Origin of the sequence: Streptomyces sp. DSM 40750 (assembly GCF_024612035.1) — a bacterium.
GTDB lineage: Bacteria > Actinomycetota > Actinomycetes > Streptomycetales > Streptomycetaceae > Streptomyces.
This window is the reverse complement of sequence record NZ_CP102513.1, coordinates 2,635,738-2,659,760: the sequence shown is the minus strand read 5'-3', so window position 1 is coordinate 2,659,760 and position 24,023 is coordinate 2,635,738. Positions and strand designations below refer to the sequence as shown.

Genomic DNA, 24,023 nt, shown 5'->3' with positions numbered 1-24,023 from the left:
TGAGCCGGAGGTCGCCCCATGTCCGTGCCCGCGAAGTTGCCGCCCTTCGATCCCGCCGATCCGCTTGGGCTCGATGACCTGCTCGACCCCGAGGATCTCGCCGTGCGGGACACCGTGCGGAGTTGGGCGGCGGATCGGGTGTTGCCGTATGTCGCCGAGTGGTACGAACGGGGCGAGTTGCCCGGGATTCGGGAACTGGCCCGGGAGTTGGGGGCCATCGGGGCGCTGGGGATGTCGCTCGACGGGTATGGGTGTGCGGGGGCCAGTGCCGTGCAGTACGGGCTCGCCTGTCTGGAGTTGGAGGCGGCGGACTCGGGGATCCGGTCGCTCGTGTCCGTGCAGGGGTCGCTCGCGATGTACGCCATTCATCGGTTCGGGAGCGAGACGCAGAAGCAGACGTGGCTGCCGCGGATGGCCTCCGGTGAGGTGATCGGGTGCTTCGGGCTCACCGAGCCCGACCATGGCTCCGACCCGGCGTCGATGCGTACGTACGCCAAGCGGGACGGCGGCGACTGGGTCCTCGACGGGCGGAAGATGTGGATCACCAATGGGTCCGTCGCCGGGGTCGCCGTGGTGTGGGCGCAGACCGAGGACGGTATGCGCGGGTTCGTCGTGCCGACGGACACCGCCGGATTCTCGGCGCCCGAGATCAAGCACAAGTGGTCCCTGCGGGCGTCGGTCACGAGTGAACTCGTCCTGGACGATGTGCGGTTGCCCGCCGATGCCGCGCTGCCGGAGGTCACGGGGCTGAAAGGACCGCTGAGTTGTCTTTCGCACGCCCGCTACGGAATCGTGTGGGGCTCGATGGGAGCCGCACGGGCCTGTTTCGAGGCGGCCGTCGAATACGCCAAAACACGGGAGCAGTTCGGGAAGCCGATCGGGGCATTCCAGCTCACCCAGGCCAAACTCGCCGACATGGCGGTGGAGTTGCACAAGGGGATTCTGCTCGCCCACCATCTGGGGCGGCGGATGGACGCGGGACGACTCCGTCCCGAGCAGATCAGCTTCGGCAAGCTGAACAACGTACGAGAGGCGATCGAGATCTGCCGTACCGCCCGCACGATTCTCGGCGCGAACGGGATCTCCCTGGAGTACCCGGTGATGCGGCACGCGACGAATCTGGAGTCCGTGCTCACCTACGAGGGCACCGTCGAAATGCACCAACTGGTGCTGGGCAAGGCGCTCACCGGACTTGACGCCTTCCGGTGAGCCGCGTCGCATGACCCGCGCACCGGAAGGCGGGGCCGGCGAGCGGCCCTGCCTCAGCTCTGGTTGAAGAAGCCGTCGACCGGACGGCTCGCGACCTCGCCGCTGACGATCTCCGTGTCGGCGGGGGTCAGCAGGAACACGCGGTTGGAGACCCGCTCGATCGAACCGCGCAGACCGAAGATCAGGCCGGCCGCGAAGTCGACGACGCGCTTGGCGTCGGCGGCCTCCATGTTCGTGAGATTCATGATCACCGGGACACCGTCCCGGAAGAGCTCGCCGATGTGCCGGGCGTCACGGAAGCTGTCCGGCGTGACCGTGCCGATCCGGCGGCCGTGCTCCTGCGCGGACTCGGACGCGACCTTGACACGGGGGTCGGTGACCCAGGCCTCGCCGGAGCCGGACTCCCGCTCATCGGCGTAGTCGTCGTCGTAGTAACGCTCGTCATCGTTGTCGTCGACGAGGCCAAGCCAGGCACTCGCCTTGCGCACCGATCCCATGGACGCCTCCTCTCGCAGCGGTCTTTCGTGCTTTCCGCATCCCTATCGTCGTCCATGATGCGGATGTCTCGCCAAGTGGATAGGCGCCGCACGGGGGTTTCGTGACGGTACTGGTGCAGAACGAATTCGTCGAGAGTCCATGTGCCCCAAGGGCTCCGCTGTACACACCTGCTGACGGAGAGTGAAATAATATTGTTCGCGGCGTTTGGGTGAGTGTCGGTGCGTCTGGGTGAACGCTCCGGTGGCTACGCTGCGGTGACATCTGCGAGTGCGCGGAGACACGGGGGTGTGTCGTGTTCGGAATAGTGAGGCCCTGCAGCCATCGGCTCGGTGAAGGGCTGCGGACGCAATGGATGGCACATCTGTGCGGGCTCTGTCTCGCGCTGCGCGGGGACCACGGGCAGTTCGCCCGGGTCGTCACCAACTACGACGGCCTGCTGGTCTCGGTGTTGACGGAAGCTCAGGCCGAGCTGAGCACCGACTGGCGACGGACCGCCGGGCCCTGCCCGCTGCGCGGAATGCGCACCGCCTCCGTCGCGCGGGGCGAGGGTGCGCGGCTCGCCGCCGCCGTCTCGCTGGTGCTCGCCTCTGCCAAGGTGCGCGACCACATGGCCGACGGGGACGGACTGCTCGCCCGCAAGCCGGTGGCGCTCGCCGCGCGCCGGGTCGCGACGAGCTGGGGGCGCGCGGGCGCTCGTACGGGAACGGACATCGGGTTCGACACGGCGGTGCTGGTCGACGCCGTGGACCGGCAGCTCGGCATCGAGGCGCTGGCCGGGCCGGGCACCCCGCTGCTGACGGTCACCGAGCCGACCGAGACGGCGACCGCGGCGGCCTTCGCGCACACCGCGGTGCTGGCCGGCCGCCCCGGCAACGCCGAACCGCTCGCCGAGGCCGGACGTCTCTTCGGCCGGCTCGCCCATCTGTTGGACGCGGTGGAGGACCAGGCCGACGACGCCGCCTCCGGCGCGTGGAACCCGCTGACCGCCACGGGGACCTCCCTGGCAGAGGCCCGGCGGCTCGCCGACGACGCCCTGCACGGCATCCGGCTCGCCCTGCGCGAGGCCGACTTCGTGGACGGCAAGCTGGCCCATCTGCTGCTGGTGCACGAGTTGCGCAGGTCGGTGGACCGGGCGTTCGGGGTGATGTCGGTGTGCTCGGCCCACCAGCGGGGTGGGGCGCCGCAGCCGGGCGATCCGTACGGCAGTTCGCATGCGGGGGGCGGGAATCCGTACGCGGGCGGTGGTGGAAACCCGTATGCCGGAGGTGGCGGGAATCCGTTCGGCGGTGGTGGGGCGCACGGTGGTGGGGGTGGTGGCTTCGGTGGGGTGCCGTCGCCGCAGCCGCCGAGGCGGCGGGGGTTCTGGGCGGGGTGTGGCATGTTCTGGCTGCTGTGCTGCACCTGCCAGATGTGCTGCGCCAAGGAGTACGAGGGTCCCTGGTCCCGGAAGAGGCGCGAGGGCTGCTGCCGGGACTGCGACTGTTGTGACGCGTGCGAGTGCTGCGGCTGCGACTGCTGAAACGGCAGCCGGACGTCATCAAGGAGTGTTGAGCGTGAGGGGAGAGCGCGAGGGGAAGGGGGCGCGTGTGAAGGCGAAGGGGGAGAACGCGAACGGCGCCCCGCGGAATCGCGGCGCGCAGTGGGGTCGGGTCAGCTCAACAGGATGAGGACCACACTCGACCGAAGTCGATGTGGGAGCGCGTGACCAGCCACTGCTGCGAATGCATGAGCCCAAGTGGAACAGGCATCCGGTTGCCCGTCAACCGACTTGAGACGTACCGCTCACAGTTCGGACACCCTTGACAGCGAGGGGAAAGGCCCCCGTACTCTCGGCACAGACCGCTGCTGAGGGGCTCGGTCGTGCGCGTCCACGTTCACGTCCCATGGACGCGCTCCGTGTGAAGGCACCCGTGTTCGACTCGGACATCACGGAGCCTTTCGCATGCCGTCTGCCTCTTCCTCCCCTTCCCTCTCTTCCTCTTCTTCTCGCCCGTCCGCGCTTTCCACGCGGCCGTCATTGGTGATCGTGGGGGCCGGGCCGCGCGGTACCGGGTTGATCGAGCGGATCGCCGCCAATGCAGGTGAGTTGTACGCCGGGGCCGGGCCCGGGTTCGCGGGAGCGGGCTTCGACATTCATCTTGTCGATCCGTATCCGCCGGGTGCCGGGCGTATCTGGCGGGCGGACCAGTCGCCGCTGCTGTGGATGAACTCGCAGGCCGAGGACGTCACCATGTTCACCGACGAGACCGTACGCATGGACGGTCCCGTACGGGAGGGGCCCACCCTGCACGAGTGGGCCGGGCTCGACGGGCGGTTCTTCCCGGACCGGCGGATCCAGGGCGCGTATCTGCGCTGGGTGCACGAGGGCGCTGTGGCCGCGCTGCCCGAAGGGGTCACCGTCCACCATCACCCGCGGCGCGCGCTGCGGGTCAGCGGGCCGCGCGAGGGGCGTCAACAGGTGTGGCTGGAGGGGCGACCGCGTCCGCTCCTCGCGGACCTGGTCGTGCTCGCGCTCGGCCATCTGGACGCCGAACTCGACGACGGCCAGAGGGGATTGGCGAAGTACGCCCGTACCCACGGGCTCGTTCATCTGCCGCCGGACTTCACCGCCGACAGCGACCTGTCCCGGCTCGCGCCCGGTGAACCCGTGCTCGTCCGGGGTTTCGGGCTCGCCTTCGTCGACCTCATGGTGCTGCTGACGGAGGGGCGCGGTGGGCGGTACGAGGGTGATCCGGACGGCGGCGAGTTGACGTATCACCCGTCCGGGCGGGAGCCCGTGCTGTATGTCGGGTCGCGGCGCGGGGTGCCGTACCACTCGAAGATCGGGTACGACCTGGAGGGTGAACGGCCGCCGCTGCCGAGGTTCTTCGGGCCGGCCGAGGTCGACGAACTCCTGGCACGGACGGGAGGGTTCGACTTCCGGCGGGATGTGTGGCCGCTGGTGGAGAAGGAGTTGGGGTTCGCGCACTACCACCGGCTGTTCACGGCTCACGCCGAGCGGACCGCCATGGCCTGGGCGGCCTTCGAGGAGAAGTACGCGGCCTCGGCGGACGCGGGGGAGCGGGCGGTGCTGGTGGCGTCGGCGGTGCCGGACGCGGCCGACCGGCTGGACCTCGCCGCGCTGGACCGTCCGTTGGAGGGGGTGCGGTACGGGTCGTACGAAGAGTTCCAGGTCGGTCTGCGAGGCCATGTCGAGGCTGACCTGACGCGCCGCCATGACCCGGCCCACAGCGGTGACTTGGCGGTCTTCTTCGGGCTGTTGTCCGTCTACGGGCAGCTGATTCGGCTCGGTGACGTCGGGTCCTGGTGGCACGGATTCTTCAGCTGTCTCGCCTCGGGGCCGCCCGGCCCCAGGCTGCGGCAGATGCTCGCGCTGTCGCGGGCCGGCGTCCTGAACTTTGTCGGCGCGGACATGGCCGTAGCCGCGGAGGGCGGGGTGTTCCGGGCGTCCAGTGTCACCGTGCCCGGGGGATCGGTCGAGGCGAGGGCGCTGGTCGAGGCGCGGTTGCCGGAGCCGACGGTCGCGCGGGTCCGGGATGCGTTGCTGCGCGAGCTGTTCGACGACGGGGGTGTCGTCGAGACGGCGGAGGGGCTGGTCGCGGTCGACGCCGCGGACGGGCGCGTGCTGGATCGGTCCGGGCGCCCCCACCCTCGGCGCTTCGCGCTCGGGCCGTACACGGCCGGCCGTACACCGGGCGCGTTCACCCGGCCGCGCACGGGTGGGCCGGCCTTCCGCCAGAACGACGCCACCGCCCGGGCCGTACTCACGTTTCTGCGCGATCTGGGGTGCGGCGTCGCCGCGTGAGGGGTGGCCGACGGGGGCGCGGCCGTCGGCAGCCGCCGGTCACCGCCGTTGTGGCCGATCGCCGTTGTGGCCGATCGCCGTTGTGGCCGATCGCCGTTGTGGTGGATCGCCGTTGTGGTGGAGACAGGGAACCGGGGAGCGGCTCGCGTCGGTGTGAGGAGAAGCGTCCCTGGGGGCTCGGTTCAAGCAGAGAGGGTGGTCGGTATGGGGTCGTCGTACGGTCGGGGGCGGTTGCATCTGGCCGCGGCTATTGATCAGCGGGCGGTGTATGACGCGGGGGCGTCGGTCGAGTTGGGGAGGCTTGCCGAGCGGGGCGGGTTGGACTTCGTGACGCTCGACGAGTTCGGGGAACGGGTGGTGGCGCTGCTCCGGGGGCGGGCGTCTTCCGCATGGAGTACCGGGGCGGCACGCCGCGCTCGCACCTCGGACTGCCTGAAACCGTGTGGCGGGGCTGAACACCTGAACAGCTCAACACATGACTTCCGGACACCTCCGAGTGGTGGGCCGAGGTACTCCGACCGGCTGCCTCGGGCGGTGTTCGCAGTTGCGGCCGACGATGATGGTGCTCGGCGCTCCCCGGCTCTTGTGGCCTGCTCCGATGACCCGTTGGCAGGTTCCTCCGGGAGGCGCTCGGCATTCACACAGAACCCGCACATATGGCCTGGTGAGATCAACTGTCGTGGAGGGCGCGCCGGTTGGATTCCGAGAGGCCGAAAGGCACTCTTGCGTGGGTCGGCGGTGCGGCCGAATACTTCCCCCCAGCGCCTTGTCAGGGGCACGGCGTGTTCGGAATCCGGACCGATGTCCCTGATCTGCGCCTCACGGGCCCCGACCCCACGCGGGCCCCCGACTTCCCTTTGGAGGGAACGAACAGTGAGGATCAAGCGCACCACCCCCCGCAGCGGCACAGCGAGACGGACCCGGCTGATCGCCGTGACCACCGGACTCGTGGCCGCGGCCGCCGTCACCGTCCCCAGCGCCAACGCGGCAGGCACCCAGACGTTCAGCGCCTCCGAACTGAAGAGCGCCAGCTCCTCGGTGCTCAAGGCCGACATCCCGGGCACCGCCTGGGCGATCGACCCGGCGACGGACAAGGTCGTCGTCACGATCGACAGCACCGTCTCCAAGGCGGAGCTCGCGGAGATCAAGGAGGCGGCGGGCGAGAACGCCGGCGCCCTGACGATCAAGCGGACCCCGGGCAAGTTCAACAAGTTGATCAAGGGTGGCGACGCCATCTATGCGAGTAGCTGGCGCTGCTCCCTCGGCTTCAACGTCCGCAGTGGGAGCACCTACTACTTCCTGACCGCCGGTCACTGCACCGACGGCGCGGGCACCTGGTACTCCAACTCCGGCCGTACCACGGTCCTCGGCCCGACCACCGGGTCGAGCTTCCCGACCAACGACTACGGCATCGTGCGCTACAGCAACACGTCCATCGCCAAGGACGGCACCGCGGGCAGCGTGGACATCACCAGCGCGGCCACCCCGAGCGTGGGCACCAACGTCATCCGTACCGGCTCCACCACCGGTACCCGCACCGGGCGCGTGACCGCCCTCAACGCGACCGTGAACTACGGGGGCGGCGACGTCGTCTACGGCATGATCCAGACCACGGTCTGCGCCGAGCCCGGCGACTCCGGCGGCCCGCTCTACGGCAGCAACGGTGTGGCGTACGGTCTCACCTCCGGCGGTAGCGGCAACTGCACCTCCGGTGGCACGACCTTCTTCCAGCCGGTCACCGAGGCCCTGAGCGCGTACGGCGTCAGCGTCTTCTAGGCCGACCGGGCGCCGGCGCCCTTCCCCCCGGCATCGACGCCCATCCCGGCTGCGGCCAGCAGCAGGCGAGCCCCCGCACTGATGTGCGGGGGCTCGCCCTCGTTTGAGTGTCGGGCAAGTTGTCGGGCAGAGGGTGCAGCTGCCGCCCTCTGGTGCCGCCCGTGGATGCCGCACAGCCGTCCACCGTCGATCGGCAACCGATGCAGGAGCAACTCCCCTCCCATGAGCTCCGCTTGCATTCGGACCCCGATGGGGCAAGTTTCGGACAGGACTAGACCTCACCTGATGTGTAGGGGGTCGTTGCTTCCTGTGTTTGCAGTGCGAATTCCCGTGACCGCGAGGTGGGGCGTTACCGGACGGTAATCACATAGGGGGCGTGCGCCCGGGTTGCGTGCTCGGCCTGAAGTCGACCTTGTGTGCCCCCTGTGCGCCTAGGAATAGTTGGCGCCGCACAGTTGGCATGGACGCGGCATTTTTTATTGTCCGCCGCCTCTTTGTCCGCACGCCTTCCGGTCGAAGGGGGTCCCCACAACCCTCTCCGGCCAACCCCCCACAGGAGGACGTAAGTTGAAGCACCGACGCATACCCAGGCGCCGTGCCGTCGTGACGGGTGCGGGCATCGCCGCACTGGTCGCCGCGGGAGTGACCTTCCAGACTGCGAACGCGAGTGAAACCGCGCCGACCCCCGAGCCGAAAGCGCTCTCCATCGCGGCGGCCGGAAAGCTCGCCCAGACCCTCGGCGCGGACCTGGGGGCCGACACGGCGGGAACGTACTACGACGCGAAGAGCAAGCTCCTCGTCGTGAACGTGCTCGACGAGGCCGCCGCCGAGACCGTCGAGGCGGCCGGCGCCAAGGCCCGCATCGTCGAGAACTCCCTCGCCGAACTGAAGGGCGCCCGGACGACCCTCAAGGAGGACGCCACCATCCCCGGCACCTCCTGGGCCACCGACCCGACCACCAACAAGGTCGTCGTCACCGCGGACCGCACCGTCTCCGAGGCCGAGCTGGCCAAGCTGACGAAGGTCGTGGACGGTCTCGGCGCCAAGGCCGAACTCAAGCGCACCAAGGGAGAGTTCAAGCCCTTCGTCGCGGGCGGCGACGCCATCACCGGCGGCAGCGGCCGCTGCTCCCTCGGCTTCAACGTGGTCAAGGGCGGCGAGCCGTTCTTCCTGACGGCCGGTCACTGCACCGAGGGCATCTCCACGTGGTCGGCCGGCGGCCAGGTCATCGGCGAGAACGAGGTCTCCAGCTTCCCGGACGACGACTACGGTCTGGTCAAGTACACCGCGGACGTCGACCACCCCAGCGAGGTCAACCTCTACGACGGCTCCACCCAGGCCATCAGCGGGGCCGCCGAGGCGACCGTCGGCATGAAGGTCACCCGCAGCGGCTCGACCACCCAGGTCCACAGCGGCACGGTCACCGGCCTCGACGCCACCGTGAACTACGGCAGCGGCGACATCGTGAACGGACTCATCCAGACCGACGTCTGCGCCGAGCCCGGCGACAGCGGCGGCTCGCTCTTCTCGGGCGACAAGGCCATCGGTCTCACCTCCGGCGGCAGCGGCGACTGCGCTTCGGGCGGCGAGACCTTCTTCCAGCCCGTCACCGAGGCGCTGTCGGCGACCGGTACACAGATCGGCTGAGGCCGAGTAGCCAGTAAGCGGAAGAGCCGAGGGGCCGGAAGCTCGGAGGCCGCAAGGTCGAAGTGCCGGAAGGCCGAGGCTCACGCTTCGGAAGGCCGAGGCTCACGCTTCGAACGTCGAGGCTCACGCTTCGAAGGCCGGCGCCTCGGTTTCTTCTTCAGGGCCGCCATCACCACGGTGATGGCGGCCCCTGCTGCTCCCCAGGGGTGACCCCGTCCTTTGAACTCTTCGAGGAAGGATCTGGGGGTGGGGCGCCGGCCGTCTGTGTCATGTCCTCGCGGTCGGGGCGGGTGGTGTTTGCGCAGGTGGGATGGGGCCGAATGGTTGTCGTACACAGGTTCGAAAAGTGGTCTATGGTGGAGGCGGGAAGGTTGTGAACTGATGTTCGAGTGATCGAGTGCGGGAGGTGCGTGTGTCGGGATTCGCGCATCTGCGCACCGCCTCCGGGTTCTCCCTGCGCTACGGCGCCTCGCACCCGGAGCGGCTGGCCGAGCGCGCCTCCGAACGGGGCATGGACGCCCTCGCGCTCACCGACCGGGACACCCTCGCGGGCTCCGTCCGCTTCGCCAAGGCCTGTGCGAAGGCGGGGATCCGCCCGTTGTTCGGGGTGGAGCTGGCGGTGGCGCCGGCCGCCGAGGAAGCGGTCGGACGGCAGGCGCGGCGCCGGACCCCCGTACGTGGCGGTGCCTTCATCGATGAGTCGACTCCTCGGGTGGCGTTCCTCGCCCGGGACGGCGCCCAGGGGTGGGCCGAACTGTGCAGAATCGTTTCGGCGGCGCATGTGGGCGCGGGTGAGGGCGGGGGCAGAAGTGAGAGCCCGCCGCTGCTGCCCTGGTCGGAGTGTGCCGCCGAGGGCCTGACCGTGCTCCTCGGCCCCGCCTCCGACGTGGGGCGTGCGCTGGCGGCCGGGCGCCCCGACCGCGCCGCGAAGCTCCTCGTGCCCTGGCGGGAGGTGTACGGCGACGCCCTGCGCCTCGAAGCGGTGTGGCACGGCCGCGAGGGCACCGGCCCCGGTTCGCTGCGGCTGGCCGCCCGTACCGTCGGCTTCGCCGCCGAACAGCGGATCCGTCCGGTGCTCAGCAACGCCGTCCGGTACGCCGACCCCGGCATGGGCCCGGTCGCCGATGTCCTGGACGCGGCCCGGCGGCTCGTCCCCGTCGACCCCCGGGGCGAGCTGGACTCCGGGGAGGCCTGGCTCAAGGGCGCGGACGCCATGCTGGCTGTGGCCGAGCGGGTCGTCGAGGCCGCCGGCTACCGCCGCGACACCGCGTACCGCCTGCTGGAGCAGACCCGGGCCACGGCCGCCGAGTGCCTGGTCGACCCGGAGGACGACCTCGGCCTCGGCACCGTCCACTTCCCCGAGCCGCACCTCGTCGGCGCGGGCCGCCGCACCGCCCAGCGGGCGCTGGCCTCACGGGCGGCGGCGGGGATGGTGCGGCACGGCTACGACACCCGGCGGGCGTACTGGGACCGGATGCACCAGGAGCTGGACGTCATCGCCTACCACGGCTTCGCCTCCTACTTCCTGACGGTCGCTCAAGTAGTCGACGACGTACGGGAGATGGGGATCAGGGTCGCCGCGCGTGGCTCCGGCGCCGGCTCCCTCGTCAACCACCTCCTCGGTATCGCCCACGCCGACCCCGTCGAACACGGCCTGCTGATGGAGCGGTTCCTCTCCAAGCGGCGGGTCGTGCTGCCCGACATCGACATCGACGTGGAGTCCGCACGCCGGCTCGAGGTCTACCGTGCGATCATCGACCGCTTCGGCACCGAGCGGGTCGCGACCGTCGCGATGCCGGAGACGTACCGCGTCCGCCACGCCGTCCGCGACGTGGGCGCGGCCCTCTCCCTGGACCCCGCCGACATCGACCGGATCGCCAAGTCCTTCCCGCACATCCGGGCGCGGGACGCGCGGGCCGCGCTCGAAGAGCTGCCCGAACTCAGGAAGCTGGCCAGGGAGCTTCAGCGGGAAGGGATGAAGTACGGCCGTCTGTGGGAGCTGGTCGAATCCCTCGACGCCCTCCCGCGCGGAGTCGCCATGCACCCGTGCGGGGTGCTCCTCTCCGACGCCTCCCTCCTCGCCCGTACGCCGGTGATGCCGACCAGCGGCGAGGGGTTCCCCATGTCCCAGTTCGACAAGGACGACGTCGAGGACCTCGGGCTGCTCAAGCTCGATGTGCTGGGCGTGCGGATGCAGTCGGCGATGGCGCACGCGGTGGCGGAGGTGGCGCGGGCGACGGGGGAGCGGGTCGACCTGGACGCGCTCGACTTCGAGCGGGGCGCGGGCGACCCGGCGACGTACCGACTCATCCGTTCCACCGAGACGTTGGGCTGCTTCCAGATCGAGTCGCCGGGCCAGCGGGACCTGGTGGGGCGGCTCCAGCCGGCCACCTTCCACGACCTGGTGGTCGACATCTCGCTGTTCCGGCCGGGGCCGGTCGCCGCCGACATGGTGCGGCCGTTCATCGCGGCCCGGCACGGGCGGGCGCCGGTCCGCTACCCGCACGACGATCTGGCGGAGCCGCTGCGGGAGACGTACGGCGTGGTCGTCTTCCACGAGCAGATCATCGACATCGTGCATCTCATGACCGGCTGCGGCCGGGACGAGGCCGACCGGGTGCGGCGCGGACTCTCCGACCCCGAGTCGCAGGGGCGGATCAGGGTCTGGTTCGCGCAGCACGCGGCCGCGAAGGGGTACGACGCCGAGACGATCGCGCGGACCTGGGAGATCGTCGAGGCCTTCGGGTCGTACGGCTTCTGCAAGGCGCACGCGGTGGCCTTCGCGGTGCCGACGTACCAGTCGGCGTGGCTGAAGGCACACCATCCGGCGGCGTTCTACGCCGGGTTGCTCACGCACGATCCCGGGATGTACCCGAAGCGGCTGCTGCTGGCGGACGCGCGGCGGCGGGGGGTGCCGATCCTGCCGTTGGACGTGAACCGGTCGGCGGTCGCCCACCGTATCGAACTGGTGTCTGAATCAAGGGGGTCGGGAGAGGTGAAGGTGTGGGGCGTCCGGCTCGCTCTCTCCGATGTGCACGGCATCAGCGAGGCCGAGGCGGCGCGGATCGCGGACGGGCAGCCGTACGCCTCGCTGCTGGACTTCTGGGAGCGGGCGCGCCCGAGCCGACCGCTCGCCGGGCGGCTGGCGCAGGTCGGCGCGTTGGATGCCTTCGGGGCCAACCGGCGTGATCTGCAACTGCACTTGACGGAGCTGCACCGGGGCAGCCGGGGTGCGGGCGGTGGCCAGCTGCCTTTGGCGGGTGGGCGGAGGACCGCGTCGGCCGGTCTGCCGGACCTGTCCTCCGCCGAACGGCTCAGCGCCGAACTGGGTGTGCTCTCGATGGACGTCTCGCGCAATCTGATGGACGACCACCGCGAGTTCCTCGACGAGCTGGGCGCGGTGTCGGCGCGGCGGCTGCGCGAGGCGCGGCACGGGGAGACGGTGCTGGTCGCGGGCGCCAAGGTGGCGACCCAGACCCCGCCGATCCGCTCCGGCAAGCGGGTCATCTTCACCACCCTCGACGACGGCACCGGCCTGGTCGACCTCGCCTTCTTCGACGACTCCCACGACGCCTGCGCCCACACCGTCTTCCACTCCTGGCTGCTGCTGGTGCGCGGGGTGGTGCAGCGGCGCGGCCCGCGCAGCCTCAGCGTGGTGGGCGCGGCCGCCTGGAACCTCGCCGAGCTGGTGGAGCTGCGGCGCGAGGGCGGCCTCGACGCGGTGGCGCCACGGCTGGCGGAGCCCGTGGACGCCGGGGGTGCCCCGGCGAACGGTGGCACCGACCGCCGTATCCGCATGCCCACCGGCTACGAGATGCATCCGTGGGCCGATCTGCGGCCCGCGGGCGAAGAGCCCTCACAAGGTCCTTCTCAGATACGGAAGTTGTGGCACCAGAGTCCAGGGAGTGCGGGATGACCATCCTCTGCGTACGTTTCCAGCTGCCGCCGGGGTGCGAGGCGGCCCTGCCCGGGCTGTTGGGCCTGATCGAGGACGTCACCCCGGTCGTGGAGGCGCTGCCGCCCGACGGGGCACTGGCCGATCTGCGGGGCGCCGAACGGTACTTCGGCCGGGACGCCGAGGAGCTGGCCCGGCTGATCCGGGTCCGCGCCCTCGCGCTGTACGGCATCGACTGTGTGATCGGTGCCGGGCCCGGACCGCTGCTGGCGCGGCTGGCGCTGGGGGCGGCGGCGCCCGGGTCGCCGTGCGCGGTCCCCGAGGACCTCGTCGTGGACTTCCTCGCCGAACTGCCCGTCCGCGCGCTGCCCGGCGTCGGCACAGCGACCGCCCGCACGCTCTGCGAGTACGGCCTCGACACCCTCGGCGGGGTCGCCGGCGCGCCCCTGTCCACGCTCCAGCGCCTGGTCGGCGCGAGGACCGGCCGGGAACTGCACGAGAAGGCGAACGGTGTCGACCGCGGCCGGGTGGTCCCGAACGCCGTCGCGCGCTCCCTCGCCACCGAACAGGCGTTCCCCTACGACGAGTTGAACCCGGACCGGCATCGCCGCGCCCTGCTCGCCGCCACCGAGGAACTGGGCTCCCGGCTGCGCGCCCTGGAGAAGGTCTGCGGCACCCTGACCCTCACCGTCCGCTACGCCGACCTCCCCCACTCTCGAACAGGCTCGAGCGGGGGGACCCCCATCTCGACGACCCGCACCCGCACCCTCAAGGAACCGACCGCCCACTCGCCGGCGCTGACCTCGGTGGCCTACGGCATGTACGACTCCCTCGGACTCCAGCGCGCCCGCGTCCGCGCGATCGCCCTGCGCGCCGAGGACCTCGCCCCCGCCGAACAGGCCTCCCACCAGCTCACCTTCGACCCCGCCGACGAGAAGGCCCGCCGCATCGAGGAGGTCGCCGACCGGGCCCGCGCGAAGTTCGGCCCGCATGCGGTGATGCCGGGGACGCTGGCCGCGTAACTCTCCTCGTGTGGAGGTCAGTTGGCCCACGGGGGCACGATCTGCGTGCCGTCGGCCAGCTCCGCCTCCAGGCCGAGGGAGGTGGTGACCCAGGTGACGGCGGTCTCCGTCGTCGGGTTCTCGACGGCGAGGGTCGCGCCCGCATTGATGATCAGAGTGTCGCCTGCGGCGACGCGGTCGGTACGCCCGTCGAGCGTGACCAGCAGCTCGCCGCTGAGCAGATGAAGGATCTCCTCCTTGCTGACGGTGTGCGCGGGCGCCCTGGTCCCCGGCGGGACCTCGCCCCGCCAGGCGGCCAGCTCCTTGCTGCCGGTGCGGGGAGTGGCGTACGAGACGAAGCGGGCGCCGTGGATCTCGTGGACGACGGCTTCGGACGAGCGGACGACGGGCATACGTGGCCTCCTGGAGCTTCTGGAGTGGATGGGTGGAGAGTGGATGGTCAAGCAGCTTGACCATATGTCCACATGGTCAAGCTGCTTGACCAATTCGTCAAGGGTGTTTCAATGCAGGCGTGCAGAACTCCGAAGCCCTGACCCTGACCTTCGCCCTGCTCGCCGCCGCCGGTGATCTGACGCGGCGTATCGACGAGGGTGTCGTCGCCCGTGGCTTCGAGGTGCGGCCCGTGCACGGGTTCGCGTTCACCCGGCTCGCCCCGGACGGTGCGACGGTCACCGATCTCGCCGTTCATCTCGGGGTGACCAAGCAGGCCGCGAGTCAGCTCGTCGACGAGCTCGTGCGCAAGGGGTATGTCGAGCGCCGGCCGCATCCGGAGGACGCTCGGGCCCGGCTGGTCGTGCTGACCGAGCGGGGGTGGGCCTGCACCCGGGCGGCGGAGGAGGCGGCGGCCGAGGCGGTCGAGGAATGGGCCCGGCTGCTCGGCGGGGAGGGTGAAATGCGGGCGTTGCGCGACCAGTTGCTGCGCATCGCTCCCTACGGCCCCATTCGGCCCGCCTGGTGACGGTTCGACGTCACGTGTCAGTGTCCACGGCCATCACTTGAAGTTTTTACTGACGCGCAACTTCCCACCTTTTCTACTCGCCCGTAACTTGGCGAGGAAGAACAGCATCCTCGTGATCCGGATCACAGGGCGAACGTCGTCGCACGTCCCTTGAGCCGCAAGGAGATCACCCGATGCTGCCCTGGAAACGACTGCTCAGACCGCTGGCCGCCCTGCTCCTCGCCGCCGGAGTCACCGTCGTCCCCGCCACCGCCGCCGAGGCGGCCGACGAAGCCGCCGCTCCGAGTGGGAGAGGCTGGAACGACTACTCCTGCAAGCCCTCCAGCGCCCACCCCCGCCCCGTCGTCCTCGTCCACGGAACGCTCGCCAACTCCGTCGACAACTGGCTGGGCCTCGCGCCGTACCTGGTGAACCGCGGCTACTGCGTCTACTCCCTCGACTACGGGCAACTCCCCGGCGTCGCCTTCTTCAACGGGCTCGGTCCGGTCGACAAGTCGGCGGGGCAACTCGACGCCTTCGTCGACAAGGTGCTCGCCGCGACCGGCGCCGCCGAGGCCGACCTCGTCGGTCACTCGCAGGGCGGCATGATGCCCCGCTACTACCTCAAGTTCCTCGGCGGAGCCGCGAAGGTGAACGCCCTCGTCGGCATCGCGCCCTCCAACCACGGCACCACGCTGGGCGGCCTCACCGAACTCCTCGAGTACTTCCCCGGCGCCGGTGACCTGCTGTCCACCGCGACCCCGGCCCTCGCCGACCAGGTGGCCGGATCCGCCTTCATGACCAAGCTCAACGCGGGCGGCGACACCGTCCCGGGCGTCACCTACACGGTCCTCGCCACCAAGTACGACGAGGTGGTCACGCCGTACCGGTCCCAGTTCCTGAACGGGCCGAACGTCCGCAACATCCTCATCCAGGACCTCTGCGCGCTCGATCTCTCCGAACACGCGGCGATCGGACTCCTCGACCGCATCGCCTTCCACGAGGTCGCCAACGCCCTCGACCCGGCCCACGCCACCCCGACGACCTGTCTCTCGGCCGTCGGCTGACACGTGCATGTGCTCGCCTGCCGGGGCCTGTCCGGCCTGAGCCGCCCGACAGGCCCCGGCAGCCGTCAGCGCCGTGCCGGCCCGCCGGTCGTGGCGCCGGGGGCGATCAGCAAGCTAGCCCCGAGGAACCGCGAAATCGCCTGCTGAGGGCGGGCGCGGAAGATCCTTATGGTGGCGTTAAGGAGGGGCTAACCGAGGGCTGAGGAAGGCGGGTTCCCGTACGGTCGGTGATCCGGTTCTTACCTGGGCGCGGAACAATCCGACTTCTCACGTCAGTTGATGACCGGTTGAGGATCGGTTGGAGAGAAGCAGAGGAGCGCCCATGACCGCTGTGCGGGGAACATCCGTGGACATCACCACCGAGGACGGCATCGCCGACGCCTACCTGGTCCACCCCGACGACGACGCCCCGCATCCGGCCGTCCTGTTCTACATGGACGCGTTCGGGCTGCGACCGCGTCTGAGGGCGATGGCCGACCGGCTGGCCGGTGCCGGGTACACGGTCCTCGTACCCAATGTCTTCTACCGGTCGGGACGGACCCCGGTGTTCGACCTGCCCGAGTTCATCGACCCGGGCGCGCGTCCGGAGCTGTGGGGGCAGATCATGCCTGTCATGCGGGCGCTGACGCCGGAGCCCGCGCTGCGGGACGCGGCGGCGTATCTGGGGTGGCTGGCCGACAGCCCGCAGGCCGCCGCCGGGCCCGTCGGGATCACGGGCTACTGCATGGGCGCCCGGCTGGCCCTGCACACCGCCGGCGCCTTCCCGGAGCGGGTCGCCGCCGCGGCCGGGTTCCACGGCGGGGGCCTGGCGACCGACGCCCCGGACAGCCCGCATCTGGCGGTGCCCCGGATCACCGGCGAGGTGTACTTCGGCCACGCCGACCAGGATCCGTCCCTGCCGCCGGAGCAGATCGACCTGCTCGACAAGACCCTCACCGAGGCGGGCGTCCGCCACCGCACCGAGGGCTACACGGGCGCGTCCCACGGCTACACCCAGGCCGACACCGCCGCCTACGACGCCGAGGCGACGGAACGCCACTGGACGGCCTTGCTGGACCTCCTGGACCGCACCCTCACGCGGCCCCGCTCATGACGGAGGCGCCGCGCGAGCAGACCATCAGGGTGGCGAACCCCGCCGACGTGGCCGCCGTGAAGGCCGTGACGGACGCCGCGTACCACCACTACATCGAGCGCATCGGTGTGGTGCCGCAGCCCATGGAGGCGGACCACGCGGCGAACGTGGCCGCGGGGCGGGTCTTCGTGACCGGGGACCCGGTGATCGGCCTCGTGGTCGTCGAGGCGCACGAGGACCACCTGTTCCTCGACAACATCGCCGTCCACCCCGACGCCCATGGGCGGGGCGTCGGGCGGCGGCTGCTGGAATTCGTGGACACGCGCGCGCGTGCCCTCGGTCTGCCCGAGGTCAGGCTTTATACGAACGCCCTGATGTGGGAGAACCAGAGGATCTACCCGAAGTTCGGGTACGAGGTCGTGGAGCGTCGCGTGGACGGGCCCTACGACCGGATCCACTACCGCAAGAGGCTCACCTGACGTCCTCGTCAGGGTGACCCGGCGGTCGGTTCCCGTGGTCGGGCGGCCTGGGGCCGGGGGGTGCTCAGCCGTCCGGCCACCAGGTGCGCGCGATGTCCTTTCGCACTTCCCGGCGCTCTACGGGGCGTTCGTCGGCCTCGTCCCGCACACGGCGGGACGTGGACTTCCTCAGGGGCTTCTGCACGGTCGTACGGCGCATGGCTGCCTCCTTGCGTCTACCAGGTTCCGCGATTTCACGGAGGTAGACCCTTTCCGGGAGCGTTCCTCATCGTTCGTGCTCTGTCAGTGGCGGCTGTCACCATCTGGACTGTCAGTGGCAGGTGTCACTCTGGCGGCATGACCAACATCGACGACGGTGAAACCTCCCGAGCCCGTGAAACACGGAAGAACCCGGTGGCAGATGCCCCCGCGGCGACCCCCGACTGGGACGCGGAGGCGGCCGCTTTCGACGAGGAACCCGATCACGGCCTGCGGGATCCCGTCGTCCGGGAGGCCTGGGCGGCCCGGTTGCGCGACTGGCTGCCGGGCCGCGCCTCCGACGTACTCGACCTCGGGTGCGGCACCGGCAGCCTGTCACTCCTCGCGACCGAGCAGGGGCACCGGGTGACCGGGGTCGACGCCTCCCCGGCCATGGTCGCCCTCGCCCGCGGCAAACTCGCCGGGCACCCCGCCGTGTTCCTCGTCGGCGACGCGGCGGCACCACCCGTGGGGGAGGAGCGGTTCGACGTGATGCTCGTGCGCCACGTCCTGTGGACCCTGCCCGACCCGGGGCGCGCCCTGAGCCGCTGGTGCGGACTGCTCCGGCCCGGGGGCCGCCTCGTGCTGGTCGAGGGGGTCTGGGGCACGGTCAGCCCGGTCGGCATACCCGCCGAGCGGCTGTACGGGCTGGTCGCGCCGCTCGTGTCCGAGGCGGAGGTGGTGTGGCTGGGGGACGACTCGCCGCTGTGGGGCAAGAAGGTCGAGGACGAGCGGTACGCGGTGGTGGCCCGTCTCTGACCGTCCACCGCAGCACCGTCCACAGCAGTACCGTCCACATCACCACCGTCTACGCCAGCAGCGACTCCAGGCCGCCTTCCACGGTGGCGAACGCCTCGAGTTCGTCGAGGGCGGCGACGGCGGCCGCCGCGGCCTCCGGGTCGCTCTCCGCGAGCCCGCTCTCCTCGAACTCGTCCTCGTCCAGCCGCAGTACGGTCGTGCCGTCCGCGGAGCGCCACAGGTCGAGGTCGAGGTCCTCCACGACGAGTTCCCCACCGGACAGCGTGGCCGGGCGGGTGATGTCGCAGTACCAGCCCTTCAGCGCGCCCCGCGCGTCCCGGACCTCCTTCACCGCGTACCACCGGTCGCGCCAGTAGTACTCCGTGAAGACATCACCGGGCCCGAACCGTACGAAGCCGAAGTCCCGTACGCCGTCGCTCGCCCAGGAGGCGCGGACCGCGATCCGGGTGCCGTCGTCGCTCAACAGCCGCGCGGGGTAACGGATCTTCGTGCGGCCCGCCTTGAGCAGGACGACGTCCAACTCCTCCATGGCCTCAGCCGAGTTCGCGGACATACCGCACCTCCGTCGCGCACACCTCGTAGCCGAACCACTTGTTGACCGCGAGCATCGGCCCGTTGTCGCTGTCGTTGCCGGTGAACGCCTCCGTGTAGCCGGCGGCGCGGGCGCGGTGCAGGGAGTCGTTCTTGGCCAGCTTGGCGAGGCCCCGGCCGCGGAAGGCGCGGGCGGTGCCCGTCATACCGGTGAAGTAGCGGTCCCGGCCGTCCGTGCGGACGGCGGTGAACGCGGCGAGCGTGCCGTCCACGACGACCACCGTGCTCAGCGCGTGGTCGAGGAGCGGGTGGCGATAGGTCTCCTCCAACCACAGTTCGTAGTCGTTCAGCTCCGCGTCGAGGTCGCCCGGCTCGTCCGCCGTCGTCTCCGCGTCCAGGTCGAACAGCTGGCGCGGGTCGTCGGCGAAGTCGGCGGCCGTGCGCAGTTCGACGCCCTCGGGCGGGGCCCCGAGCGGGGGGAGGGCGCCGTGGGCCAGGTCCAGGCGGAGGAAGTGGGCGGAGCGGCTGGCCGTGTAGCCGCGCCGCTCGGCGAACGCGCGGTTCTCCGCGGTGTCCAGCACCCATGAGAGCAGCCGTTTCGCCCCCACCGCCGTCAACCGCTCCTCGGCGGTGCGCACCAGCAGAGCGCCCGCGCCCCGGCGCAGGTGCTCCGGGTGGACGTACACGTTGACGTTGCCCTGGCCGGGTATGGGGCTGTCGTGGGCGATGTCCAGCTGCGCGGTGCCGATCACCTCGCCGTCCGCCTCGGCGACCAGCCGCTGGTGATGGGCCTCGGGCGGCGCGTGCGTGGCGTCGTGGAGCAGGGACTCCGCGGTGCTGACCATGAAGGGCAGCGCCCGCCGTCGTACGTCGGCGAAGGCCTCGGCGTCCGCCGGGTCGGCGGTGCGGAGGTCGCGCACGATCACTGTCATGCGAGCGCACGCTACGCGGGCGGCGCCGGGAGTCGCCTCCGATTTTTCGGTGGGTGCGGGACAATCGCCCCGTGACCTTGAAGATTCGCATCGTGGAGGGGGCCGCGCCCTACGAGCAGGTGCGCGCCCAGATCTCCGAACAGGCCCGCTCCGGGGCGCTCCCCGTGGGGTACCGGCTGCCCACCGTACGGGGACTCGCCGAGCGGCTCGGGCTCGCCGCCAACACCGTCGCCAAGGCGTATCGCGCGCTGGAGTCGGACGGGGTGATCGAGACGCGGGGCCGCAACGGAACGTTCGTGGCTGCCGCCGGCTCGGCCGCGGAGCGCGAGGCCGCGGTCGCCGCGGGGGCGTACGCCGAGAGGGTGCGCCGGCTGGGGCTCAGCGAGGCGGAGGCGTTGGCAGCGGCCCGCGATGCCCTGCGGGCGGCGTACGCGGAGTAGAGAGTGCGAGTGCCGACGAGGGCTGAGCCGAGCCAGCCACCGCCGAAACGCGCCGCCCCGGCTCAGCGCCGCCCCGCCTTAGCGCCGTCGCAGCTCAGCGCCGTCGCGGCGCAGAAGGGTTCGGCGGCAGAGAGCGGGAGCCGTTGGAAGGAGTCCGCTACGTCCGCGTGGCAGGAGTCCGCTACGCCCGCGCCAGCCGTTCCGGAGTTCGTGTCGGATTCAAGCCCGCCTTTCTCGCCGCCCGTGCGAAGGTCATCGCGTCCTCCACGGCCGCCGCGTGGGGATCGTTGTTGAAGTAGACGTACATGTCGGCGGTGGCGGGCCAGGTGTCGCTGAGGCGGGTGGACCAGGTGGTCAGGGCTTGGGGGCCGTAGTGGGGCCAGGGGTGGGCTCGGCCCTGGTGGAAGCGGAGGTAGGCCCAGTCGGTGGTTCGCCAGAGCGGGGTCGCGGGGCGGGACTGGACGTCGGCCCAGCACAGGGCCGCGCCGTGGGACTCCAGGACCTCGCGGACCTCGGGCGTCCACCAGGAGTCGTGGCGGGGCTCCACCGCGATCCGGGTACGGGAGGGGAAGCGGCCGAGGCAGGTGTCCAGGAGCCCCGCGTCGGCCCGCAGCGTCGGCGGCAGCTGGAGCAGGATCGGGCCCAGGCGGTCGCCCAGGCCCTCCGCGTGGCTCATCAGGCGGTGCACCGGCTCCTCGGGGTCCCGCAGCCGCTTGATGTGGGTCAGATACCGGCTCGCCTTCACCGCGACCACGAAGTCCCCCGGCACCCGCTCCCGCCAGGCCTCGAAGTTCTCCCGCGTCGGCAGGCGGTAGAACGCGTTGTTGATCTCGACCGTCGCGAAGTGGGCCGCGTACTCCTCCAGCCAGAGCCGGGTGGGGCAGCCCTCCGGGTAGAGGGCGCCCCGCCAGTCCTTGTACTGCCACCCCGATGTGCCGACGAACAGGGTCATACGGCCATCAAAGCACTACAGGTACAGGCCCGCGTCCGCTCCGCCCCGCGGCTCCGGCAGGGACGTCGGTGACGTGCCGCGACGCAGTGCGTACAGCTCGGCCAGGGTCGCGCCCTCGCGACCGACACCCTCCTCCCTGCCCAGCCAGCTCACCGCCTCCGCGCGGGTCAGGGCGCCCACCTCGATTCGGGCGAGACAGCGGCCGGGGCGGACCACGGCGGGGTGGAGGCGCTCCAGGTCCTCGTTGGTGGTGACACCGACCAGGACGTTGCGGCCCTGGCCGAGCAGGCCGTCCGTCAGGTTCAGCAGGCGGGAGAGCGCCTGGCCGGCCGTGTGCTTGGCCTCGCCGCGGATCAGCTCGTCGCAGTCCTCCAGGAGGAGCAGACGCCAGCGGCCCTTCCCGGTCGAGTCGTCCTCGCCGATGGCGATGTCCATCAGATAGCCGACGTCGGAGAAGAGCCGCTCGGGGTCCAGGACGCAGTCCACCTGGCACCAGTCCCGCCAGGAGCGGGCCAGCGTGCGCAGCGCGGAGGTCTTGCCCGTGCCGGGCGGGCCGTGCAGCAGCAGGAGACGGCCCGCGATGTTCTCGGGGGTCGTCTTCATCAGGCGGTCCATCGCGTCCGCCACCGGGGCCGTGTAGTTCGGCCGTACCTCTTCCCACGTGCCCGCCGAGATCTGCCGGGTCGTACGGTGCGGGCCCCGGCGCGGCGAGACGTACCAGAAGCCCATCGTCACGTTCTCCGGCTGCGGCTCGGGATCGTCGGCCGCGCCGTCGGTGGCCTGGCCGAGCACCTTCTCCGCCAGCTCGGCGGTGGTCGCGGTGACCGTGACGTCGGCGCCGCGGTTCCAGCGGGAGATCAGCACGGTCCAGCCGTCGCCCTCGGCGAGGGTCGCGCTGCGGTCGTCGTCCCGCGCCGCGCGCAGCACCCGGGCGCCCGGCGGCAGCAGGGTGGCCCCGGACCGTACCCGGTCGATGTTCGCCGCGTGCGCGTACGGCTGCTCGCCCGTCGCGAAACGGCCGAGGAACAGCGCGTCGACGACATCGGACGGGGAGTCGCTGTCGTCGACGTTGAGCCGGATCGGCAGTGCGTCGTGTGGGTTGGCAGACATGCCGCCATGATCCGTCACCGAGGGCTCCCCTTGCATCCGCTTTCCGTAGTGCGCCGGTCGTGTCCGCCGAACCCCGCGCTCCCCGCCCACACGGTTGGTCCGATTGCCCAGGAGTTCACCGGCGGAAGCTCCCCTACCACCACCCGGCACGGTTACTGTTGCCCATGATGGGACGTCATGGGTGGAATTCGGGGGACCGGCGGTGGCGGCTCACCGCGCTGCTCGGCGTGGGGGCGGCCGTTCTCGCCCTGATCGTGACCCTGCTCAACACGCTTCCCGGGAACGGCGGCAGCACCGCAGGCACCTCGCCCGACGGCGACAAGGTGCACGGCACACCAGCCACTCCCTCCGAGGCCACCGGACCCGACGTGGGCTGGGGCTTCACCCACACCCAGTTCAGCGCGGACGAGGGCAGCGAGGCCGCCGTCGAGCGCGTCGAGAAACGCCTCGGCGAGCGGCCCCTGCCGCAGATCCAGCACATCATGGGCTGGGGTGCCGGCAACCCCGAACCCGTCAAGGGGCGTTACGACTTCGAGGAGATGGACCGGCGCATCGACTTCGTCCGCGCCACCGGCGGGACCCCCGTCGTCACCCTGTGCTGCGCGCCCGACTGGATGAAGGGCGGCAAGTCCGGCGCCGACAGCACCGACTGGAGCCAGGCCGCGCTGGAGACCGCGCCCGAGCCCGAGCATTTCGCGGACTACGCCGCCCTCGCCGCGACCGTCGCCAAGCGCTACCCCGACGTACGGCACTTCATCGTCTGGAACGAGTTCAAGGGCTTCTGGAACAACAGCGAGGCCCGCTGGGACTACGAGGGGTACACCGAGCTGTACAACCTCGTCCACAAGGCCCTGAAGAAGGTCGACAAGGACATCATGGTCGGCGGGCCCTACCTGGTCATGGACAGCCTCGATCCGCGCCAGAAGCAGGACGCCTCGACATCGTTGAAGGGCCCCTGGGGTGCCATGGACCAGCGGGTCCTCGACGCCTTCGACTACTGGAACAAGAACAAGGTCGGCGCCGATTTCGTGGTGGTGGACGGGTCCAGTTACTCCAAGGACGACGATCTGATTCCCGACGAGTTCGCGGCCACCGACAAGTTCACGGCCGTGAGCGAGTGGGTGCGTGAACGCTCCGCCGGTCTGCCGCTGTGGTGGGCCGAGTACTACGTGGAGCCCGCCGACGGTGACGACAACCGCCATGGCTGGTCCGAGAACCGCCGCGTCGCCGTCCAGGCTTCCGGATTGATCGGGATGGCCAAGGGCGGGGCGACCTCCGGGTTCTACTGGAATCCGGAGGAAGAGAGCGGGGAGTGCCCCGGATGCCTGTGGACTCCGACCGACAAGAGCGACGGTGGGCAGGAGTTGCCCATGTACGGGCTGCTGTCCCGGTTCAGCGAGGAGTTCCCACCGGGGACGAAGTACGAGACGGTGCCCGTCGCCGCCGATGACAAGCCCAACGTTCGGGTGCTCGCCGATGACGAGGCTGTGCTCGTCGTCAACACACTCGATCGCAAGATCAGTGCGGACATCGATGGTCAGAAGTTCGATATGGGTGCGTACGAGGTGAAGTGGCTCAAGAGGTGACTGCCGCGGGAGGTTCGTGGGGAACCGCGGGACCGCCGTGGCTGGTCGCGCAGTTCCCCGCGCCCCTTT

The 24,023-nt window shown here is 70.8% G+C and carries 21 protein-coding genes; 14 read left to right on the top strand and 7 right to left on the bottom strand.

Features of this window, described 5'->3' with window-relative positions; genetic code table 11:
• Positions 1-18: 18 nt before the first annotated feature.
• Positions 19-1,209 carry an acyl-CoA dehydrogenase family protein gene (locus tag JIX55_RS11860; protein WP_257563263.1) on the top strand — a complete coding sequence of 397 codons (1,191 nt, stop codon included), beginning with the start codon at positions 19-21 and terminating at the stop codon, positions 1,207-1,209.
• 53 nt (positions 1,210-1,262) lie between these two features.
• Here the strand turns inward: JIX55_RS11860 and JIX55_RS11855 are convergent, their stop codons facing one another.
• Complete coding sequence (locus tag JIX55_RS11855; protein WP_257563262.1) at positions 1,263-1,706, bottom strand: cell division protein SepF; 444 nt, start codon at positions 1,704-1,706, stop codon at positions 1,263-1,265.
• A gap of 293 nt (positions 1,707-1,999) precedes the next feature.
• Between JIX55_RS11855 and JIX55_RS11850 the strand changes: the two genes are divergently transcribed.
• The 6 genes from JIX55_RS11850 (at position 2,000) to JIX55_RS11825 (ending at position 13,852) form a co-directional block, all read left to right on the top strand.
• The gene (locus JIX55_RS11850; protein WP_257563261.1) at positions 2,000-3,226 is read left to right on the top strand and encodes a DUF5685 family protein; all 1,227 of its coding nucleotides are present in this window, start codon (positions 2,000-2,002) and stop codon (positions 3,224-3,226) included.
• A 501-nt stretch (positions 3,227-3,727) separates the two neighbouring features.
• Positions 3,728-5,512 (top strand): FAD/NAD(P)-binding protein, encoded by a 1,785-nt coding sequence (locus JIX55_RS11845; RefSeq protein WP_257569302.1) that lies wholly within the window; start codon positions 3,728-3,730, stop codon positions 5,510-5,512.
• Positions 5,513-6,385: 873 nt separating this feature from the next.
• Entirely contained in the window at positions 6,386-7,288 is a 903-nt protein-coding gene (locus JIX55_RS11840) for a S1 family peptidase (RefSeq protein WP_257563260.1), read from the top strand.
• A gap of 567 nt (positions 7,289-7,855) precedes the next feature.
• Positions 7,856-8,935, top strand: a complete 1,080-nt coding sequence (locus JIX55_RS11835; RefSeq protein WP_257563259.1) for a S1 family peptidase — start codon at positions 7,856-7,858, stop codon at positions 8,933-8,935.
• Between the two features lie 412 nt (positions 8,936-9,347).
• Positions 9,348-12,851, top strand: a complete 3,504-nt coding sequence (locus JIX55_RS11830; RefSeq protein ID WP_257563258.1) for a DNA polymerase III subunit alpha — start codon at positions 9,348-9,350, stop codon at positions 12,849-12,851.
• Positions 12,848-13,852, top strand: a complete 1,005-nt coding sequence (locus tag JIX55_RS11825) for a DNA polymerase Y family protein (protein WP_257563257.1) — start codon at positions 12,848-12,850, stop codon at positions 13,850-13,852. Before JIX55_RS11830 ends, JIX55_RS11825 begins: the two co-directional genes overlap by 4 nt.
• A 17-nt stretch (positions 13,853-13,869) precedes the next feature.
• On the opposite strand, the gene JIX55_RS11820 is transcribed toward JIX55_RS11825, so the two are convergent.
• Positions 13,870-14,244: a cupin domain-containing protein gene (locus JIX55_RS11820; protein WP_257563256.1), complete on the bottom strand. Its 375-nt coding sequence runs from the start codon at positions 14,242-14,244 to the stop codon at positions 13,870-13,872.
• A gap of 119 nt (positions 14,245-14,363) precedes the next feature.
• On the opposite strand from JIX55_RS11820, the gene JIX55_RS11815 reads away from it, so the two are divergent.
• The 4 genes from JIX55_RS11815 (at position 14,364) to JIX55_RS11800 (ending at position 17,407) form a co-directional block, all read left to right on the top strand.
• Entirely contained in the window at positions 14,364-14,810 is a 447-nt protein-coding gene (locus JIX55_RS11815) for a MarR family winged helix-turn-helix transcriptional regulator (protein ID WP_257563255.1), read from the top strand.
• Between the two features lie 173 nt (positions 14,811-14,983).
• Entirely contained in the window at positions 14,984-15,856 is an 873-nt protein-coding gene (locus tag JIX55_RS11810) for an esterase/lipase family protein (protein WP_257563254.1), read from the top strand.
• A 322-nt stretch (positions 15,857-16,178) separates the two neighbouring features.
• Entirely contained in the window at positions 16,179-16,949 is a 771-nt protein-coding gene (locus tag JIX55_RS11805) for a dienelactone hydrolase family protein (protein WP_257563253.1), read from the top strand.
• Positions 16,946-17,407: a GNAT family N-acetyltransferase gene (locus tag JIX55_RS11800; RefSeq protein ID WP_257563252.1), complete on the top strand. Its 462-nt coding sequence runs from the start codon at positions 16,946-16,948 to the stop codon at positions 17,405-17,407. The genes JIX55_RS11805 and JIX55_RS11800 overlap by 4 nt, the downstream gene beginning before the upstream one ends.
• 64 nt (positions 17,408-17,471) lie before the next feature.
• On the opposite strand, the gene JIX55_RS11795 is transcribed toward JIX55_RS11800, so the two are convergent.
• Entirely contained in the window at positions 17,472-17,606 is a 135-nt protein-coding gene (locus tag JIX55_RS11795; protein WP_086751667.1) for a hypothetical protein, read from the bottom strand.
• Between the two features lie 137 nt (positions 17,607-17,743).
• Between JIX55_RS11795 and JIX55_RS11790 the strand changes: the two genes are divergently transcribed.
• Positions 17,744-18,403 carry a class I SAM-dependent methyltransferase gene (locus JIX55_RS11790; protein WP_257563251.1) on the top strand — a complete coding sequence of 220 codons (660 nt, stop codon included), beginning with the start codon at positions 17,744-17,746 and terminating at the stop codon, positions 18,401-18,403.
• Between the two features lie 49 nt (positions 18,404-18,452).
• Here the strand turns inward: JIX55_RS11790 and JIX55_RS11785 are convergent, their stop codons facing one another.
• Together JIX55_RS11785 and JIX55_RS11780 are read right to left on the bottom strand one after the other, a co-directional pair.
• Complete coding sequence (locus tag JIX55_RS11785; RefSeq protein WP_257563250.1) at positions 18,453-18,956, bottom strand: DUF402 domain-containing protein; 504 nt, start codon at positions 18,954-18,956, stop codon at positions 18,453-18,455.
• A complete protein-coding gene (locus JIX55_RS11780) occupies positions 18,937-19,866 on the bottom strand; it encodes a GNAT family N-acetyltransferase (RefSeq protein WP_257563249.1) in 930 nt (309 codons plus the stop codon). Before JIX55_RS11780 ends, JIX55_RS11785 begins: the two co-directional genes overlap by 20 nt.
• A gap of 71 nt (positions 19,867-19,937) precedes the next feature.
• Between JIX55_RS11780 and JIX55_RS11775 the strand changes: the two genes are divergently transcribed.
• Positions 19,938-20,306 carry a GntR family transcriptional regulator gene (locus JIX55_RS11775; protein ID WP_257563248.1) on the top strand — a complete coding sequence of 123 codons (369 nt, stop codon included), beginning with the start codon at positions 19,938-19,940 and terminating at the stop codon, positions 20,304-20,306.
• Positions 20,307-20,487: 181 nt separating this feature from the next.
• On the opposite strand, the gene JIX55_RS11770 is transcribed toward JIX55_RS11775, so the two are convergent.
• Positions 20,488-21,258, bottom strand: coding sequence for a DUF72 domain-containing protein (locus JIX55_RS11770; RefSeq protein ID WP_257563247.1), 771 nt, complete (start codon positions 21,256-21,258; stop codon positions 20,488-20,490).
• Between the two features lie 15 nt (positions 21,259-21,273).
• A complete protein-coding gene (locus JIX55_RS11765) occupies positions 21,274-22,368 on the bottom strand; it encodes a DUF5925 domain-containing protein (protein ID WP_257563246.1) in 1,095 nt (364 codons plus the stop codon).
• Between the two features lie 167 nt (positions 22,369-22,535).
• Between JIX55_RS11765 and JIX55_RS11760 the strand changes: the two genes are divergently transcribed.
• Positions 22,536-23,954, top strand: coding sequence for a GH39 family glycosyl hydrolase (locus JIX55_RS11760; RefSeq protein ID WP_257569301.1), 1,419 nt, complete (start codon positions 22,536-22,538; stop codon positions 23,952-23,954).
• Positions 23,955-24,023: the final 69 nt, after the last annotated feature.

What these genes read in the sequence shown, in the direction of transcription:
- JIX55_RS11860 (WP_257563263.1), top strand. Translation starts at nt 19, where the DNA reads ATGTCCGTGCCCGCGAAGTTGCCGCCCTTCGATCCCGCCGATCCGCTT.
- JIX55_RS11855 (WP_257563262.1), bottom strand. Translation starts at nt 1,706, where the DNA reads ATGGGATCGGTGCGCAAGGCGAGTGCCTGGCTTGGCCTCGTCGACGAC.
- JIX55_RS11825 (WP_257563257.1), top strand. Translation starts at nt 12,848, where the DNA reads ATGACCATCCTCTGCGTACGTTTCCAGCTGCCGCCGGGGTGCGAGGCG.
- JIX55_RS11820 (WP_257563256.1), bottom strand. Translation starts at nt 14,244, where the DNA reads ATGCCCGTCGTCCGCTCGTCCGAAGCCGTCGTCCACGAGATCCACGGC.
- JIX55_RS11810 (WP_257563254.1), top strand. Translation starts at nt 14,984, where the DNA reads ATGCTGCCCTGGAAACGACTGCTCAGACCGCTGGCCGCCCTGCTCCTC.
- JIX55_RS11805 (WP_257563253.1), top strand. Translation starts at nt 16,179, where the DNA reads ATGACCGCTGTGCGGGGAACATCCGTGGACATCACCACCGAGGACGGC.
- JIX55_RS11800 (WP_257563252.1), top strand. Translation starts at nt 16,946, where the DNA reads ATGACGGAGGCGCCGCGCGAGCAGACCATCAGGGTGGCGAACCCCGCC.
- JIX55_RS11795 (WP_086751667.1), bottom strand. Translation starts at nt 17,606, where the DNA reads ATGCGCCGTACGACCGTGCAGAAGCCCCTGAGGAAGTCCACGTCCCGC.
- JIX55_RS11790 (WP_257563251.1), top strand. Translation starts at nt 17,744, where the DNA reads ATGACCAACATCGACGACGGTGAAACCTCCCGAGCCCGTGAAACACGG.
- JIX55_RS11785 (WP_257563250.1), bottom strand. Translation starts at nt 18,956, where the DNA reads ATGTCCGCGAACTCGGCTGAGGCCATGGAGGAGTTGGACGTCGTCCTG.
- JIX55_RS11780 (WP_257563249.1), bottom strand. Translation starts at nt 19,866, where the DNA reads ATGACAGTGATCGTGCGCGACCTCCGCACCGCCGACCCGGCGGACGCC.
- JIX55_RS11770 (WP_257563247.1), bottom strand. Translation starts at nt 21,258, where the DNA reads ATGACCCTGTTCGTCGGCACATCGGGGTGGCAGTACAAGGACTGGCGG.
- JIX55_RS11765 (WP_257563246.1), bottom strand. Translation starts at nt 22,368, where the DNA reads ATGTCTGCCAACCCACACGACGCACTGCCGATCCGGCTCAACGTCGAC.
- JIX55_RS11760 (WP_257569301.1), top strand. Translation starts at nt 22,536, where the DNA reads ATGGGACGTCATGGGTGGAATTCGGGGGACCGGCGGTGGCGGCTCACC.